Below are 15,610 nucleotides of genomic sequence, written 5' to 3' on the forward strand. Positions count from 1 at the left end.
ATCGGAACAGGCGGAGCCTGCTAAGCACGGGCCGCCACCGCTCCCCCACGCCATCCTCCGATCGAGGCTGCGCTGTTCCGCATTCCATCGAGGAAGAATTCATGCCCGTTACCCATCCGTCGCGCCGCGCGTTCCTGAAGGCGACCGTCGTGGCCGGCGTCTCGGTGTATATCGCCCCGCTGGGCGGCCGCGCCTTCGCGGCCCTGTTCGAAGAGAAGATCCTGACGCCGGTCCAGTGGGATCCGAAGTCCGGCACCCCCAAGTTCCGCATCGACGGCATCGCCAAGGTCACGGGCGACAAGGTCTTCGCGCGCGACATCCGCTCGCGCGACATGCCGCACTGGCCGCAGCAGCAATCGCACGCGTTCATCCTGCGCACCACGCTGGCCGACCGCACATACGAGGGCTTCGACCTGGGCCTGCTGGGCGATGAGCTGAAGCCCGACCGCGTCGTCACCGCGGATGACCTTGCGCGCGACGGCGTCGTCTTCCCCGCCTTCTACGGCGACGACATGCTGCTGCCCGCTGGCAAGACGCCCGCGTACCACGGCCACGCCGTCGCCATCCTGATCTACCACGACTTCGCGCGCTTCCGCTTCGCGAAGGACAAGCTCAAGTTCCAGGACAAACTCATCCGCTACGGCGCGCAGACCGGAGCGCTGGAGCGCGACCCGTGGGGCACCTTCCGCTTCGTGCGCGTGGGCGGCCCCACGCCGTATGACGATGACGAATTCTCCAGCCTGAAGAACGCGCCGATCTTCCCGAGCATGATGCGCAAGCACGCGCCGGTGTGGCCCGACGGCGTCGACCACGGCAAGCTGGGCGAGCAGGGCATGTTCTACGCCAACCAGATCCGCGAGGAGCTGGCCAAGCCGCCCGCCGACTGGCTGGTGCTGGAGCGCGAGTACAACACGCAGTCGATCGACACCGCCGCGCTGGAAGCCGACAACGCCAACTGCTGGTACGACACCGCCACGCAGACGCTGCACATGGTCGTGCCCACGCAAAGCCCGGTGGAAGTGGGGCAGAGCACGGCCGAGATGCTTGCCAAGGCCAAGGGCGCGTTCCCGGTCAAGCAGGTGATCGTGCACCCGTGCTACACGGTCGGCTACGGCTCGAAAGACCATTACAACTTCCCGTTCTACGGCCTGGTGACGGCGCTGTACGCCGACGGCAAGCCGGTGCGCCTGGCCAACGACCGCTACGAGCAGTTCCAGACGTCTATCAAGCGCCACGCGTTCAAGATGCGCTACCGCATCGCGGTGGACAAGAACACCGGCCTGTTCCAATCGTTCCAGGGCGACTTCGAGGCCAACGGCGGCGGGCGCGCCAACTTCTCGCCGTCGGTGGCGATGGTGGGGGCCACCGCTGCACAGTCGATCTACTACTTCCCGAAGAACGACCTCGCCACCGTGGCGATTGCCTCGCGCGCGATCGACGCAGGCTCGGCGCGCGGCTACGGCACGCTGCAGAGCATGGCGGCCACCGAGATGATGGCCGACGAGTTTGCCGAGCAGCTCAAGATGGACCCGATCGAGTTCCGCCTGAAGAACGCGCTGCGCTCGGGCATGAAGAACACGCAGGGGGCGATTCCCGCTGGCGCCATCCGCGTGGATGAGGTGCTGCAGGCCGCCAAGGCGCACCCGCTGTGGGCGAACCGCGCCAAGAAGAAGGCCGAGTTTGAGGCGGCGCACCCGGGCAAGCGCTACGGCGTGGGCTTCGCCTGCGTGCAGAAGGATTTCGGCACGGGTGCCGAGTCGTCGTTCGCCAAGGTGGAGATCCGCGCGGATGGGCAGATCACGCTGCACCATGTGGCAGCCGAGATCGGCACCGGCATGTCGACCTCGCAGGCGATTGCGGTGGCGCGCTGGCTGGGCCGGCCGGCATCGGACGTGCGCGTGGCGGTGACGGAGTGGCCAGACCTGCCGGTCGTCACCAGCGGCGATCCGTACCTGATGAGCCAGGCCGATCAGGACAAGGTGTCGGCCAACCCGCGCTGGTCGCCGGCGTATGCATCGCCGGCCAGTGCGACCAACTCGGCGTACTACTTCACGCACAGCACGCGCGAGGCGGCGCGCATCGTCTTCATGCACGGTCTGTGGCCAGCAGCCTTGGCGATCTGGAGCCAGGGCTTTGGCGGCGGCCAGGCAGCCTCGCTGGTGGTGCGCGTGGAAGACGCACGCTGGGTGGACGGCAAACTCACCGCTGACGGCCTGCAACCGCTGCCCTACGAGCAGATCGTCGCCAAGGCGCACGAGCTGGGCCTGGTGACCGGCGCCGTGGTGCACGTGTTCAACCGCTGGCAATGGAGCGAAGCCGATTTCGAAGTCAATGGCGCGGCCACGCGCGTGCCCATCGACGGCCTGTCCGTACGCTATGGCGACGGCGCCGACGAAGCGCACAAGGCCCGCATGACGACGGCGGGCGGCTACCACGTGCTCGATCGCAAGAAGGTCACCATCGCGTCCACCCAGCGCAACAACGCCACCGTCACGTACTACAGCGCGGTCGGTACGCTGGTCGAGCTGTCGGTGCACGAGGCCAGTGGCAAGGTGGAAGTGCTGTCGCACCACTCGATCATGGAATGCGGCTCGCAGCTCTCGCCCGATCTGGTCTCGGGGCAGTTGCAGGGCGGCGTGGCGATGGGCATCGGCCACGCGCTGCACGAGTACCTGCCGCTGTATGAAGACGGCCCCGGTAACGGCACCTGGAACTTCAACCGCTACCACCTGCCGCGTGCCAAGGACGTGGCCGTGTGGACGCAGACTGGGGCGGTGCTGCCGCCTCTGTCGGAAACCGATCCGCCCAAGGGCATCGCCGAGGTGGTGATGATCCCCGTGGTGGGCGCCATCGTGAACGGCATCGCGCATGCCATCGGACACCGCTTCACCAGCCTGCCAGTGACCGCGGACAAGATTCAGGAGGTACTGGCATGAGCATCGCAACCCAACCGCTGACCCTGCACCTGAACGGCAAGGACGTCGGCCCCGTGCAAGTGCCCGAGGGCCTGATGATGATCGACTTCCTGCACGAATACGCGGGCCTCACGGGCTCGCGCCTCGGTTGCGGGCAGGGCGTGTGCCGCGCGTGCACGGTCATCCTCGACAAGCCGGACGGCACCAGCGAGGAGGTGCGCACGTGCATCACGGGCGCGCATTTCTTTCAGGGCAAGAAGGTCCGCACGGTGGAAGGCCACGCCACGCGCAATGAGCGCGGCGAAGTGGTGTCGCTCTCGCTCGTGCAGCAGAAATTTCTGGAGCACTTCAGCTTCCAGTGCGGCTACTGCACGCCGGGCTTCGTCAACGGCGCGACTGTGCTGGTGGAGCGCCTCAAGCGCCAGCCGGTGGCGCGCGAGCAGCTCGACGAGACCATCACCGAGGCGCTCAACGACCATATCTGCCGTTGCACCGGCTACGTGCGCTACTTCGAGGCCGTCAAGGACGTCGTGCTGAGCACGCCTGGACTCATCAAAGAGAGCAAGTGATGCCCATGGTCCAACACAACCTGCTCCAACTGGCGCGCACGGCCATGCTGTCGCTGCTGGCCGCCGCCTCGCTGGCGGCCTGCGGCGACCGTTCCACCGACATCCCGCCTGCGGCCGACCAACCGCCGCCCGCCAAGCTCACCGGCGCCGACCTGATCGCGCGGGGCCGCTACCTCGTGCGCGCGGCTGACTGCGCGGCCTGCCACACGAGCAAGGACGGCGCGCCGTTCGCGGGCGGTGTGCCGCTGGCCTCGCCGTTCGGCACCTTCTACGGCAGCAACATCACGCCCGGCAAGGAACACGGCATCGGCAAGTGGAGCGCCGACGATTTCTACAGGGCCCTGCACGACGGCGTCACGCCCGACAAGCGCCTGTATCCGGCGATGCCGTACACGTCCTATCGCGGCCTGTCGCGCGGCGATACCGATGCGATGTATGCGTACCTGATGCAGGTGAAGCCTGCCGCCGTGACCAATCGCGAACACGAGCTGCGCTTCCCGTACAACATCCGCATCGCCATGGCGGGCTGGAACGTGTTCTTCCTGAAGAACGCGCTGCCCGATGCGTCGGTGGGCAACTCGGCGGCTTGGCTGCGTGGGCGCTATCTGAGCAACGCGCTCGGCCACTGCGCGGAATGCCATACGCCGCGCAGCTTTGCCGGGCAGCTGAGTTCGGGCCAGCCGCTGGGCGGCTCCACGCTGGGCCGCATCGCCGCGCCAGACATCACGCCCGCCGGCCTGGCTGCGCGCGGTTGGACGGCGGCCGACGTGCAGAGCCTGCTCGGCACCGGCATCGCGCAGCAGGGCTCGGCCTTCGGCGAGATGTACCCGGTCGTGCATCTGAGCACGCAGTACCTGAGCCAGGCGGATCTGGCCGCCATGTCGACGTACTTGCTTGGCGACAAGCCGGCCGCGCCGCAGCCGATCAAGCTCGTGGCCGCCACGGCAGACAATGCGGACCAGCTCAAGGCCGGCCGCGCGCACTACCTGGCCGTCTGCGCCGGCTGTCACGGCCGCGATGGCGAGGGCAAGCCGCACGTCGCCGTGCCGATGCTCGGCAACAGCACCGTGCGCAATGCGGATGCGCGCAACCTGATTGTCTCGATGCTCGACGGCATTGATGAGCAGCACTTCCCCGGCACCGAGGCGATGCAGGCGATGCCCGGTTTTGCGCAGATGGGCGATGCCGAACTGGCGCAGCTGGCCAACTACCTGCGCGCCGGCTTTGGTGGCCAGCCGGCCGACATCACTGCCGATCATGTGAAGGGCCTCCGGCAGTAAGCGGCGGACCCACGCAATCGACGCCCGCCCCGGGGCCATGCCTGGGCGGGCTTTTTCTTGGCTGATCGCCGATGTGCAGGGATAACAAAGGCGCTTGCCGACCCGAAGCGGTCACTTGGATGGCGCCGACGGGTCGGAAACAAGACCTCAGACCGAATTTAGGTAGCGGAAACAGACCAGTAGGTCCGCGTATTCGTGAACTCGCGAATACCTGCCGATGCCAGCTCCCGCCCATAGCCGGATTTCTTGGTGCCGCCAAAGGGGACTCGCGCATCCGATGCAGTAACGGCGTTGATGAAAGCCGCGCCGCTTGTCACCCCCTTCGCAACGGTAAGAGCCCGTTCGGTTGACGAAGACCACACGCTTACCGAGAGACCAAAAGGCGTCGCATTCGCAAGGCGCATAGCATCTGTGTCGTCCTTCGCGATCGCAATGGCTGCGAGCGGACCGAATGTCTCCTCGTCAAACGCAGCCATACCGGGGCCGGTACCGCCCAGAACTGTCGCTTCGTAGAAGTTGCCCGGACCTTCGACAGACTGACCTCCGGCGAGCAGTACTGCCCCAGCCTCGAGAGAACGCCTGACCTGACGATCCAGCGCATCCCGAAGGTCGCCACGTGCGAGCGGCCCCATCTGCGTTCCGGCTGCACCAGGATCACCGACCACAAGTGCGCGAGCGCCATTGACGAAGCGCTCAGTGAATTCCGCTGCGATGGATTCGGAGACGATGAACCGCTTGGCACAGACACAGCTCTGCCCTGCATTGTGATAACGCGCCTTTACTGCGGCCGCCGCTGCAGCCGGAACATCCGCGTCATCAAGAATGATGAAAGCATCCGAACCGCCGAGTTCGAGCACGGACCTCTTCGATGCTCGTCCCGCGGCGGCACCCACTGCAGCCCCGGCGCGGTTCGAACCCGTCAGGGTTACCGCAGCGATTCGATCGTCCTGGATCAGCCGGTCGATGACATCTGGTACATCCGGCTCCGCCACCACCATCGTTGTCACCACGCCTTTGGGCAGGCCGGCATCGATGAACAGTTGCTCCAGCGCCAAGGCGCATCCCGTCACATTGGGAGAATGCTTCAATAGCACGCCGTTGCCCGCGGTAATGGCGGGAATCGCAAACCGCATGACTTGCCAGACAGGAAAGTTCCAAGGCATGACCGCCAGCACCAGTCCAATCGGCTCGTAGCTCACCCATGCGTCGACTCCGTCGATGCTGGCCTTCTCATCGGCCAGAATTCGAGCAGCATTGTCGGCGTAGTACGTTGCGGTGACCGCGGATTTCTCGAGCTCGCCGGCTGCCTCCGCCTTGACCTTTCCCATTTCGGTTGTGATCAAGTCCGCGAAAGCGGTGCTTTGACGTCGAAGCTCATCGGCCAGTCGGCGAACGACTTCAACGCGCGCGGATAGGGGTTGCTTGCCCCATGCCTTGGCCGCGGCGTAGCCATCGTTGACGGCTTGCTCGATCTGGTTGGCAGACCACGCCTCATAGGTGTGCAGCGGCGCGCCGGTTGTCGGATTAAAGGTAGTGATAGATGTCGTCATGGCTCTGCGTCCTGCCAAATCTTGGGATATTCGAATGCTTGTCTGCGCGCCTGCGGTGCAATGCGCAATGTGTCGTCAAGCGTGGTGAAAGAGCTGGGTGCTCAGCGTGTTGACCTGGCTTCCTTTTACAACGCACCGGTCCGCTGCCGCGCGCCATTTGGCGAAGTGAGGCGCGGCGCGGTGGGCGTCGATAGCGGCCTGGTCCTCGTACAGCTCATAGAACACAAAGTGCAGCGGATCCTTGATGTCCCGCGTTACGTCGAAGTACTTGCAGCCAGCCTCGTCGTTGAACGTCCGCTCGGCGTTCTCTTTGATGGCCGTGAGAAACTCGTCGAGTCGTTCCGGGTAGACGTCCAGCGAGACGATAAGCGCGATCATGTTGCGTTCCTCTGGGGTTAGGCGAAAAGAAGTTCCGGCAATGCCGTGCCGGTTTCGGTGCCGAGCTTGACCAAGCTGCCCCACGTTGTGTCCGCGAGCGAGATTCCAGTCTCAAGTAGCCGAGTCGTATTGCGGTCCTCAAGCTCGCCAGGGAAGAAGATCTCTTCGATTCCGTGAGCGGTCGGAACCGCCTTGACTTCATCAATCAGCGCTTCCATCCGCTGTTCGAATTCAGCCAGGGGCATCATCGACTTCACGTCGATGGTGATCAGGAGATGACCACAGCCGCTGGTTTTGTTCGCCTCGTATGGGCCGGCGACGTTTGAACCGAAGTGGCTGCCCGTCAGGACACCTGCGAGCACGTCCATCATGAAGGAGATGACGTAGCCTTTGTGCCCGGCCATCGGCAGGATCAGCCCGTGGATTGCGTCCCTGGCGTTGGTCGTCGGAACGCCGTTCTCGTCGGCAGCCCACGTATTCGGGATATCTACGCCGCGCTCAGCCGCGAGATAGATCTTCCCGCGTGCCACGGCCGTGTTCGCGATGTCCATGACAGCGACACCACAGCGGCCGCCCGGCGCTGCAATTGACCATGGGTTCGTGCCGATGCTCTTGGCCCGCCCGCCCCACGGCGCCATGGCGGGGCTCGCATTGGTCGCAAGCAGTGCAATGCACCCTTCCTTGGCCGCCATGCGCGTGAAATAGGCCGCTGTGCCGAAGTGGTTGGAATTGCGAACGCCAACAGCGCTGATACCGTGCTCGCGTGCGCGCCGGATCCCGAGCTCAACCGCCTTCGCAGTCAACACCTGGCCGATTCCATGGTGGCCGTCCATGACAGTGATGGCCCCTCCGTCCATGACGATTTCCGGTTTGGAGGCCGATGTCATGACACCGCTGCGCAGGCGGTCTACATACCAGGGCAGACGAAGCATGCCGTGCGATGAATGGCCCCAGAGTTCTGCGACGACCAGGCTGTCCGCCAGCAGGTGCGCATCGGTAGAGGGCACGCCCAAGGACTCAAGAACGGCTGCTCCGAACTGGGTGAGCTGTTCCGCTTGAACGGTGTGTGGCATTTGAATCTCCTAGAAATGCCGAATAACTGAAATCCGCCGGAATTCGCTTCTCCGAGATGGAGGGCGTCCCCGTTAGTGCTGCGTCAGCTTTTGCCGTGCTCCGCTGCCACGGGATTGGTGACGCCCGTCGCGGTCAGCGTGCGAGTCGCGTCGACCGTGGCGTAGATCCACAGGATCTTCATTGGCTTGGTTTTCGAGAGGTTGCGGAAGCGGTGATTCACGTTCGGCGGAATGAACGTCACGTCGTGCGGCTTGAGTTCGTACTCCAGTCCGTCGATGTCGAGAATCGCCTCGCCCTCCATCAGCACAACGCTTTCCTGGCAGTTATGGCTGTGGAAAGGAATCTCCACGCCTGCGTCAAACGACGTGTAGCCGGTGATGAAGCTGGTCGTTCCCAACTCTCGCGAAACGAGGGGCGTGGTTCGCGCGCCGCCGCCGCGTTCATGGGTCGGCAATGCTTCGGGCTTCAGCAGGACTGCGCCGGATGGGGTCTTGGTGGTCATGTGATATCTCCAATCAGAAGTAAGGGTGTTTGGCGACTAGAAGTGCGACGGCAGGGAGTCGAGTCGCCTCATGCGCCGGAAGCAGCCGGTTGGGGTGTATGGACGTGAATCATTGGCCTGCGCGTCATGGTCAACGTGATCGCCGCACCAGCGACTAGCAACATGCCCGCGATGCCGAAGGCCCAGTCATAGCTGCCAGTGGCCGCAATGACGTAGCCCGTGGCGATCGGCGCAATCAAACCGAAGATGTTGCCGCCCACCACCACAAACGCCATGGCCTTACCGACATCGCGCGAGCTCGGCAGCAGGTCGTTCAGGAGGGCGAAGTTCAGCGACGTGGTAGAGGCGATGCCTGTCAGCGTGATTGAGAAGACCACGAGCAACGCCGTCAGGTTGGTCATGAAGGGAACGGCAAGGATCACCGCGCCGGTCATCATGGCGAGCGCCACAGCATTGCGACGACGGCCGGTGGCCACTCCACCACGCTTGACGTAGATGTCGCTCAGCCTGCCCGCGAGCACGCACAGAATCACGGAAACCGCGTACGGCACGGCGGCGAACATGCCCGTCTTGGAGATCGAAAGATGCCGGGTCGCCTGCAGGTAGCTGGGCAGCCAGGTCAGGAAGAGATACTGCGTATAGACGTTGCAGCCTTGCGTCAGCGCAAGACCCCACAGGGTCGGTGTCTTCATCAGAGCGCGAAGACCATGCGTTTCCTGGCCAGCCGGCACGGACGACTTGACCTCGCGCTCGCGCACGATCTTGTCGCGCTCTTCCTGGCTGAGCCAGGACGCCTTTTCGGGCGAATCAAAGAATACGAGCCACGCGGCCAACCACGCGAAGCCGATGCCACCGGCGATCCCGAAGGAAATGCGCCAGCCAAAATGAGCAACCAGATAGGCAAGCAGCACAGAGCAGATGGCCGGCCCCGCATAGGAGCCACTGTTGAACAGCGCCGTCACGACACCGCGTTCACCAGCAGGAACCCATTGCCGGATGACCTTGGCGCCAACCGGATTGCTGCAAGACTCCCCGCTCCCCATGACCAGGCGGGCCGTCAACAACGCTGCGAAGCTCGTTGCGGCTCCGGTCAGTGCAGTTGCCGCGGACCACACGAAGATGCCGAAGCCCGCAATCCGCTTGGTACCGAAGCGGTCGAGCAGTAGCCCCATGGGCAGCAGAAACAGCGCGTAGCTCCAGATGAACGATGAGAAGAGGTAGCCCATGCTGACCGTCGAGAGCTTGAACTCGGCCGCGATCGGTGCCGCCGCGATGGAGAGCGCGATACGGTCCATGTAATTGATCATGGCCAGCGTGAAAAGGAAGGCGGCGATCCAGCCGCGGCGATAAGACATCATGGTCTCCTGTTGGGCACTTCGAGTGCCTTTAAAGTATTTTGTGACTACAAAACGCAGTTAGGGTCAAAAAAAGGCGACGGAGTCGCCGTGGCCTAGAACAACATGAACATCAGGTGGCAGCCGTTGCCGTTGCTGCCGCCTCGGCCGTGAACACATTGCCGGCATGGACCTTGGAGCGCCGAGCGCCCTCTATGTGCTCACGCAGCAGCGTCGCCGCCTTCAGCAGGTCTTGATGACCAATCGCATCCAGAATGGCCAAGTGCTCCATTGACTGGATCTGGCGCGGTTTGCGCGCCCGGGCTTGTCGATACTCGACGAGCCGCCGAAGCCGGTCCATCCGCCTGACCGACTGGAGAATGAAGCGGTTGCCTGACCACTTTGCGATGGTCTCGTGCAGTTCGCTGTTGGCCTCGAACAGCTCGACAGAGGTCATGGTCAGATAGCCACCGTCCACGATGACTTGCTGTCGCCGGCGCAGCTCGGCCAATTCCACCGGATCACAGCGAAACGACGGGGACAAAATGCCCGTCGGTTCAATTGCGGCGCGGAACAGGTAGCTTTCCTCGTAGGCCTCGACCGAGTCGATCATGGGCAGGAATTGCCAGCCTTGGCCGACTTGCCGCTCCAGCCAACCTTCCTCCTGCATCACCGACAAAACCTTGCGCAGCACGCTGCGCGCCACGCCGTACTGGCGCATCAGATCCGCTTCCGACACCACATCCGGCAGCCGGCGGGCCAGGCGATCCTCGGCGATCTGCAGGTATAGCGGCTCGTCCGGTTCTTCGAAGAGCTGCGCCGCAAGATCGTTGAGTTCGCGTGCTGGCTTTGCCAGGAAAAACCCACGGTTGTGGTCGTAGAACACCGCGCCAAGCTCCGCCAGATGGCGCAGGGCCACATTGACCGGAGTACGGGATGTCCCGATTCGCTCCGCCAGGATGGATTCAGCGAGGCGTTCGCCTTCCGCCAGATCGTCTCGTCTGGCCAAAGCAAGGATTTCCCGGGTGACTCGGGTCTGAAGCGGCGTCAACGGCATGGAATGGGACGGATGCAGATGCTCGACATGAGGCATGGAGTCGAGCGTGCCGCGTGTAGCAGCGCGAGAACTCGCTCCTCCTGATGTCGATTGTGCCATTCCCACAGCCGTCTCCTTGACGTGATGAGGCCTACGCCCACATGCCTCGGGTTTACGCCGAGGTTTTGTGTGTTTGCGTATAGCGTTTTATGATCATAGAATGCATTTCGGTGGAGCGCAAGAAGGATGAGCCGCTGCTGGCGGGCTTAACGTCATCGTGATTGCCCACCTCTGGTGGACACAGGCGCGTGATGCGCGCGCAAGCCTCCACCCCTAGAACGGAAACCAGGAGACAAGGGAATGAACCCAGGAAGACGCCAGGCGATTCAGAACCTGGCCGCGCTGACGACAGCGCTCTACGAACTGCCGACCGTCAACGCGATGGCAACCGAGCGGACTGCCCTATACGCCTACATTGGTTGCCGCACGACCAAGGAGCGCAACGCGCGCGGCAAAGGTATTGACGTTTATCGCGTAGACGGCAAGACGGGTGACTGGAAGCACGTGCAACTGGTCGAAGGAATGGACAATCCGTCGTTCCTGGCGCTGGACCGAACCCAGAAATACCTTTATGCCGTGCACGGAGACCTGAGCAACATCAGCGCATACTCGGTGGATCGCGCGAGCGGCAAGCTCACGTTCCTGAATCGGCAGTCGACGGAGGGAAAGAATCCCGCGCATCTCGCTGTCGATCCCACAAATCGATTCGTGATTGTCGGCAACTACGCGACCGGTTCAGTCGTCAGCTTGCCGATCCAGGCAGACGGAAGCCTCGGGTGCGTTAGCGATCTGGTCCAGCTTCCTGGCAAACCAGGGCCACACCGTACGCAGCAGACCAGTTCCCACCCACATGACGTGCCGTTTGATCGCAGTGGCCGATTCTTCATCGTGCCAGACAAGGGGCTCGACCGCGTCTTTGCTTTCCGGCTTGATCCCGCCAACGGCAAGATCACGCTGGCGGATCCACCCTTTGCCCAAGCGCGGGAAGGCGCCGGGCCGCGCCATGTCACGTTTCACCCCACGAAGCCGTTGGCCTACGTGATGAACGAACTGGATTCCACCATCACGACCTACCGTTACGACGCAGAAACAGCAGCGCTAACACCGGCCCAGATCGTCCCGACGATCCCCGAAAGCTTCACCGGCGACAATACCGGCGCCGAGATCGAGATCGCGCGATCCGGCAAGTTCGTGTTTGGCTCGAACCGTGGGCACGACAGCATTGTCACGATGAGCGTGGATGCCGATAGCGGCCTGCTCAATCCACTCTCCTGGACGTACACCCAGGGCAAGGGGCCGCGGTTCTTCACGGTTGACCTTGCAGGTAAGCTGCTCTACGCGGCAAATGAAAACAGTGACACCGTGGTCGGCTTCCGCATTGATGAAGCGAACGGAAAGCTGACCCCGTCTGGGCATGTGGTTCAGACCGGAAGCCCTGTGTGCTTGGTTTTCACACAAGCGCCGTAAGGCGTCGCTCGTCAGAGGTTGAAGTGGAGGCAGTGGGATTGGCCGGCGCAACAGCCAAGGCTGTGACCTCAAACGCCTGTTACTGACGTGAGCGCCACAACCGGATGCGAGGTGATTCCTCGCGCCGCCCCCTATTGGCGACAACGCAAGGATGCGCCGCTTGCAGGACTACCGCGATACCACTGTCTCGATTTTTCGCATGAATCGGTACCGACTGTCTGTGGGCATCCTGCTTATTGTTGCCGTGCTTGTGGTCGCCAACCTTCCACGTCCGTCGATGGCGTCTCGAAAGCACCTCGTCATCATGGTGAGCGGGGCTGCCAAGATCGTCTATCTGCCAGCCATCCTGACACAGCGTCTGGGCTATTTCCGCGATGAGGGGCTGGACGTGGAACTCGTCTCCCGTCCGGCTGGTGTCGACGCAGAAAACGAGTTACTCACCGGTTACGCCCAAGGCGTCGTTGGGTTCTACGACCACACCGTCGACCTGCAAACCAAAGGACGCGAAGCACGGTCGATTGTGGTTCTCAGCAACGCCCCCGGGCAGTTGGGGCTGATCGCTGCAAACACCCCCCGAACTGCAGAATCGATGGGCGACCTCCGCGGATATGTGCTCGGTGTGACAGGCCTCGGGTCTTCTTCCGGGTTCTTGACCCGCTACCTGATGAGCCAGCAAGGGCAGAAGCCCAGTGACTACACGCTAGTGCCGGCGGGTGCGGAGGAAACCTTCATTCGCGCGGTTCGCGACGGACATGTAGACGCAGGCATGACGACCGACCCCACAGCGTCCCTGCTAGTCTCAACCGGGCAGGCTCGTCCGGTACTCGACCTGCGAACGGTTGACGGAACACGAGCGATTCTGGGCGGCACCTACCCAGCTGCCTGCCTGTATGTGCAGACCGAGTGGTTGCAGGCGAACCCCGACCTTGCTGACAAGTTGGTCAGAGCGTTTGTGCGGACGCTGCGCTTTCTCCACAGCCACACGGCTGAGGAAATCGCTCAACGGCTTCCGCCTGAATACCTGGGCCCGAACCCTCGCCTCTACCTCAAGGCGTTGGCGATTGCGCAGCCCGCCTTCAGTTGGGACGGTCGGATGCCTCCCGATGGGCCAGCTACGGTGCAACGGATACTCTCCGTGAGCAATCCGAGTGTTCGCGATGGACACGTGGAATTGGCCCGGACCTACACGGACGAGTTTGTCGCCAGCATTCGTTGAGCATCCCTATTCGATCGTTGGCACGCTCATTGGTCTCCTACGCCCCAAAGAATGCGCTCGGAGCTTACAAATACAGCCGCCGGTGTGTTCGGACGGGCCGCCACTCTGGCCGTCACTTGGACGACTTGGCCGACAGCACCTGGCTGACCCGCTCCGCCGCCGGCATGGGAATCGAGAGCACGAGTGAAGTGGTGATCGTGCCGAAGCTGCCGATTCGGTCGATGACGGCCTCCAGCTCCGCGCTCGACCGGGTCAACACGTGGAGGATGTAGCTGTCCGACCCGGTGACGCGCATGACTTCCACCACATGCGGCGTTTCGCGAAACGTCTTCAGAAGACTCGTGCCCCGTTCCGCCGAAGCCCCGATGCGGATGATGGCGTTGATCGGGAAGCCCAGCCGTGTCCAGTCCACTTCAGCGCGATACCCCTTGATCACGCCGCGCTCCTTCAGGCGTCGGACGCGCTCTGCGCAGGCTGGCGCCGTCAGCCCGACTTCTGCCGCGAGTGACTTGTAGGGAGCCCTGCCATCGCGCAGCAGCATCTGCACCAGCTTCAGATCGATGGCGTCGAGAAAGTTTCGGTCCGGTGTTTCCATGAAAACAAAAGATGAAGGCTGCCTGGACTTTCGATTCTAAAGCTCAGAACCCAGCAAGATGAAGCAAACTTTCTCCAGTCCTAATCTTGTTGTGGAGTGGAGCATGGGTACCGTAACAACGGCGGGTTTCGCGTTCGTCGAGTTTGTCTGTCCAGAGCCTGAGGCGCTGGTTGCCCTGTTCGGGAAGCTCGGGTTCAAGGCGCTGGGGCAGCACGCGCAAACGGGAGCGGTGCTGTTGCGCCAGAACGAAGCCGCCCTGATCGTGAACCCGGTGCCGAACCCGTTCCGGGAGGTTCACGGGGCGTCCGCGCGTGCGATTGCGATCCATGTGGACAACGCTGCGAACGCCTTGGCCCAGGCACTGGAGGGCGGGGCGCGCATGGCAACGCCGGCTGAGGCTGGCGCCTTCGTCGTCGACGCGCCGGCCATCGTGGGGATCGGCGACAGCCTGGTCTACTTCGTCGATCACGATTTCGAGTCGGTGTTTTCGACAGCGTATCGGCCGGGGCAGCCCGTGGCGGTGGCGGATGCCGCCATTCAGGCAATCGACCACACCTCGAATATCGTCAAGCCGGAGAACCTCGACCGCTGGGCCGACTTCTACAAAGACACCTTCGCCTTCGTGCTGAAGCAGTACCTGGACGTGAAAGGCCGGCAAACGGGCATGCGTGCCCGGTCGATGGTGAGCCCATGCGGGAAGGTTTCCATCCCGATTGCGGCCGCTGCGCACGACCAACCCGGCGTGCTGAACCAGAACGACGAGTTCATCCGCGACTACCGCGGCGAGGGCATCCAGCACATCGCCTTCCTGTCGTCGAACATCGAGCAGACCATCGCGGCCATGGAGGCGGCCGGGCTCGACTTCATGGAGGCGCCGCCCAAGACCTACTACCAGAACCTCGATGCGCGGGTGCCCGGTCATGGGCAGAACCTCGACCGCATGGAGCGGCGAGGCATCCTCGTCGACGGCAAGGGCGACGGACGCATCCTGCTGCAACGCTTCACGCGCCGCCAGATCGGCCCGATCTTCTTCGAGATCATCGAGCGGCGCGGCGAGGACGGCTTCGGCGAAGGCAATTTCAAGGCGCTGTTCGAATCGCAGGAGCAGGACCAGGTTCGGCGTGGATCGCTGCACGCCTCGTAGGCAGGTCAGCGCGACATTCTTTCTTTTCTCAAGGGACTCACCATGCAATCTTCCAAGACGACCGTCGCTCTGCCGAATCCCCACCCCGTGTTCGGCAGCACCGAGGTGTTCAAGACGTTCAACTACGCGCCGGCCGTTGCGGCGGGCGGCCTGCTGTTCATCGCCGGCCAGATCGGCATCCGCGCCGATGGCACGGTGCCCACCAGCGTGGAGGAGCAGATCGATCTCGCCTTCCAGCGGCTCGGGGCGATCCTGCAGGCGGCCGGGCTCGGCTTTGCGGATCTCGTCGAGCTGGTCAGCTATCACGTCGATGTCGACAAGCAGCTCGCCGCATTCCGCGAGATCAAGGATCGCTACATCAAGGCAGATGCGCCGGCCTGGACCATCCTGGGCGTGGCTGCGCTGGCCAGGCCGACGCTCTACATCGAAATCAAGGCCGTGGCCGCGACACGCACCGCGTGATCGGTAGAGTCAGATCGCACAAGAGAAC

General features: G+C 63.2%; 14 protein-coding genes. 7 read left to right on the forward strand and 7 right to left on the reverse strand.

Annotation, left to right across the window (positions count from 1 at the left end; genetic code table 11):
• Positions 1-101: 101 nt before the first annotated feature.
• The 3 genes from QZ609_RS02710 to QZ609_RS02720 are packed head-to-tail and all read left to right on the forward strand — an operon-like array spanning position 102 to position 4,764.
• Positions 102-2,936 carry a molybdopterin cofactor-binding domain-containing protein gene (locus tag QZ609_RS02710; RefSeq protein ID WP_295490741.1) on the forward strand — a complete coding sequence of 945 codons (2,835 nt, stop codon included), beginning with the start codon at positions 102-104 and terminating at the stop codon, positions 2,934-2,936.
• Positions 2,933-3,484 (forward strand): (2Fe-2S)-binding protein, encoded by a 552-nt coding sequence (locus QZ609_RS02715; protein ID WP_295490743.1) that lies wholly within the window; start codon positions 2,933-2,935, stop codon positions 3,482-3,484. Before QZ609_RS02710 ends, QZ609_RS02715 begins: the two co-directional genes overlap by 4 nt.
• Positions 3,485-3,489: 5 nt before the next feature.
• Complete coding sequence (locus QZ609_RS02720) at positions 3,490-4,764, forward strand: cytochrome c (protein ID WP_295490860.1); 1,275 nt, start codon at positions 3,490-3,492, stop codon at positions 4,762-4,764.
• 158 nt (positions 4,765-4,922) lie between these two features.
• Here QZ609_RS02720 and QZ609_RS02725 read toward each other — a convergent pair whose 3' ends face one another.
• The 6 genes from QZ609_RS02725 to QZ609_RS02750 form a co-directional block, all read right to left on the reverse strand.
• On the reverse strand, positions 4,923-6,314 hold the full coding sequence (locus QZ609_RS02725) for an aldehyde dehydrogenase family protein (RefSeq protein WP_295490746.1): 1,392 nt from the start codon (positions 6,312-6,314) through the stop codon (positions 4,923-4,925).
• Between the two features lie 75 nt (positions 6,315-6,389).
• Complete coding sequence (locus QZ609_RS02730; protein WP_295490749.1) at positions 6,390-6,692, reverse strand: putative quinol monooxygenase; 303 nt, start codon at positions 6,690-6,692, stop codon at positions 6,390-6,392.
• Between the two features lie 17 nt (positions 6,693-6,709).
• Positions 6,710-7,765 (reverse strand): Ldh family oxidoreductase, encoded by a 1,056-nt coding sequence (locus QZ609_RS02735; RefSeq protein ID WP_295490751.1) that lies wholly within the window; start codon positions 7,763-7,765, stop codon positions 6,710-6,712.
• Positions 7,766-7,848: 83 nt separating this feature from the next.
• Entirely contained in the window at positions 7,849-8,268 is a 420-nt protein-coding gene (locus tag QZ609_RS02740) for a cupin domain-containing protein (RefSeq protein WP_295490753.1), read from the reverse strand.
• A 68-nt stretch (positions 8,269-8,336) separates the two neighbouring features.
• Positions 8,337-9,623 (reverse strand): MFS transporter, encoded by a 1,287-nt coding sequence (locus tag QZ609_RS02745; protein WP_295490756.1) that lies wholly within the window; start codon positions 9,621-9,623, stop codon positions 8,337-8,339.
• A 112-nt stretch (positions 9,624-9,735) separates the two neighbouring features.
• Positions 9,736-10,695 (reverse strand): GntR family transcriptional regulator, encoded by a 960-nt coding sequence (locus QZ609_RS02750; RefSeq protein ID WP_295490758.1) that lies wholly within the window; start codon positions 10,693-10,695, stop codon positions 9,736-9,738.
• 303 nt (positions 10,696-10,998) lie between these two features.
• Between QZ609_RS02750 and QZ609_RS02755 the strand changes: the two genes are divergently transcribed.
• Together QZ609_RS02755 and QZ609_RS02760 are read left to right on the forward strand one after the other, a co-directional pair.
• Positions 10,999-12,165 carry a lactonase family protein gene (locus tag QZ609_RS02755; protein ID WP_295490761.1) on the forward strand — a complete coding sequence of 389 codons (1,167 nt, stop codon included), beginning with the start codon at positions 10,999-11,001 and terminating at the stop codon, positions 12,163-12,165.
• A 277-nt stretch (positions 12,166-12,442) separates the two neighbouring features.
• On the forward strand, positions 12,443-13,381 hold the full coding sequence (locus QZ609_RS02760) for an ABC transporter substrate-binding protein (protein WP_295490864.1): 939 nt from the start codon (positions 12,443-12,445) through the stop codon (positions 13,379-13,381).
• A gap of 112 nt (positions 13,382-13,493) precedes the next feature.
• On the opposite strand, the gene QZ609_RS02765 is transcribed toward QZ609_RS02760, so the two are convergent.
• A complete protein-coding gene (locus tag QZ609_RS02765) occupies positions 13,494-13,976 on the reverse strand; it encodes an Lrp/AsnC family transcriptional regulator (RefSeq protein ID WP_295490764.1) in 483 nt (160 codons plus the stop codon).
• Between the two features lie 103 nt (positions 13,977-14,079).
• On the opposite strand from QZ609_RS02765, the gene hppD reads away from it, so the two are divergent.
• Positions 14,080-15,120: a 4-hydroxyphenylpyruvate dioxygenase gene (gene hppD, locus QZ609_RS02770; protein WP_295490766.1), complete on the forward strand. Its 1,041-nt coding sequence runs from the start codon at positions 14,080-14,082 to the stop codon at positions 15,118-15,120.
• A 42-nt stretch (positions 15,121-15,162) separates the two neighbouring features.
• The gene (locus QZ609_RS02775) at positions 15,163-15,582 is read left to right on the forward strand and encodes a RidA family protein (RefSeq protein WP_295490768.1); all 420 of its coding nucleotides are present in this window, start codon (positions 15,163-15,165) and stop codon (positions 15,580-15,582) included.
• The last annotated feature ends 28 nt before the right edge of the window (positions 15,583-15,610 follow it).

This window comes from uncultured Ralstonia sp. (assembly GCA_913056305.1).
GTDB lineage: Bacteria > Pseudomonadota > Gammaproteobacteria > Burkholderiales > Burkholderiaceae > Ralstonia.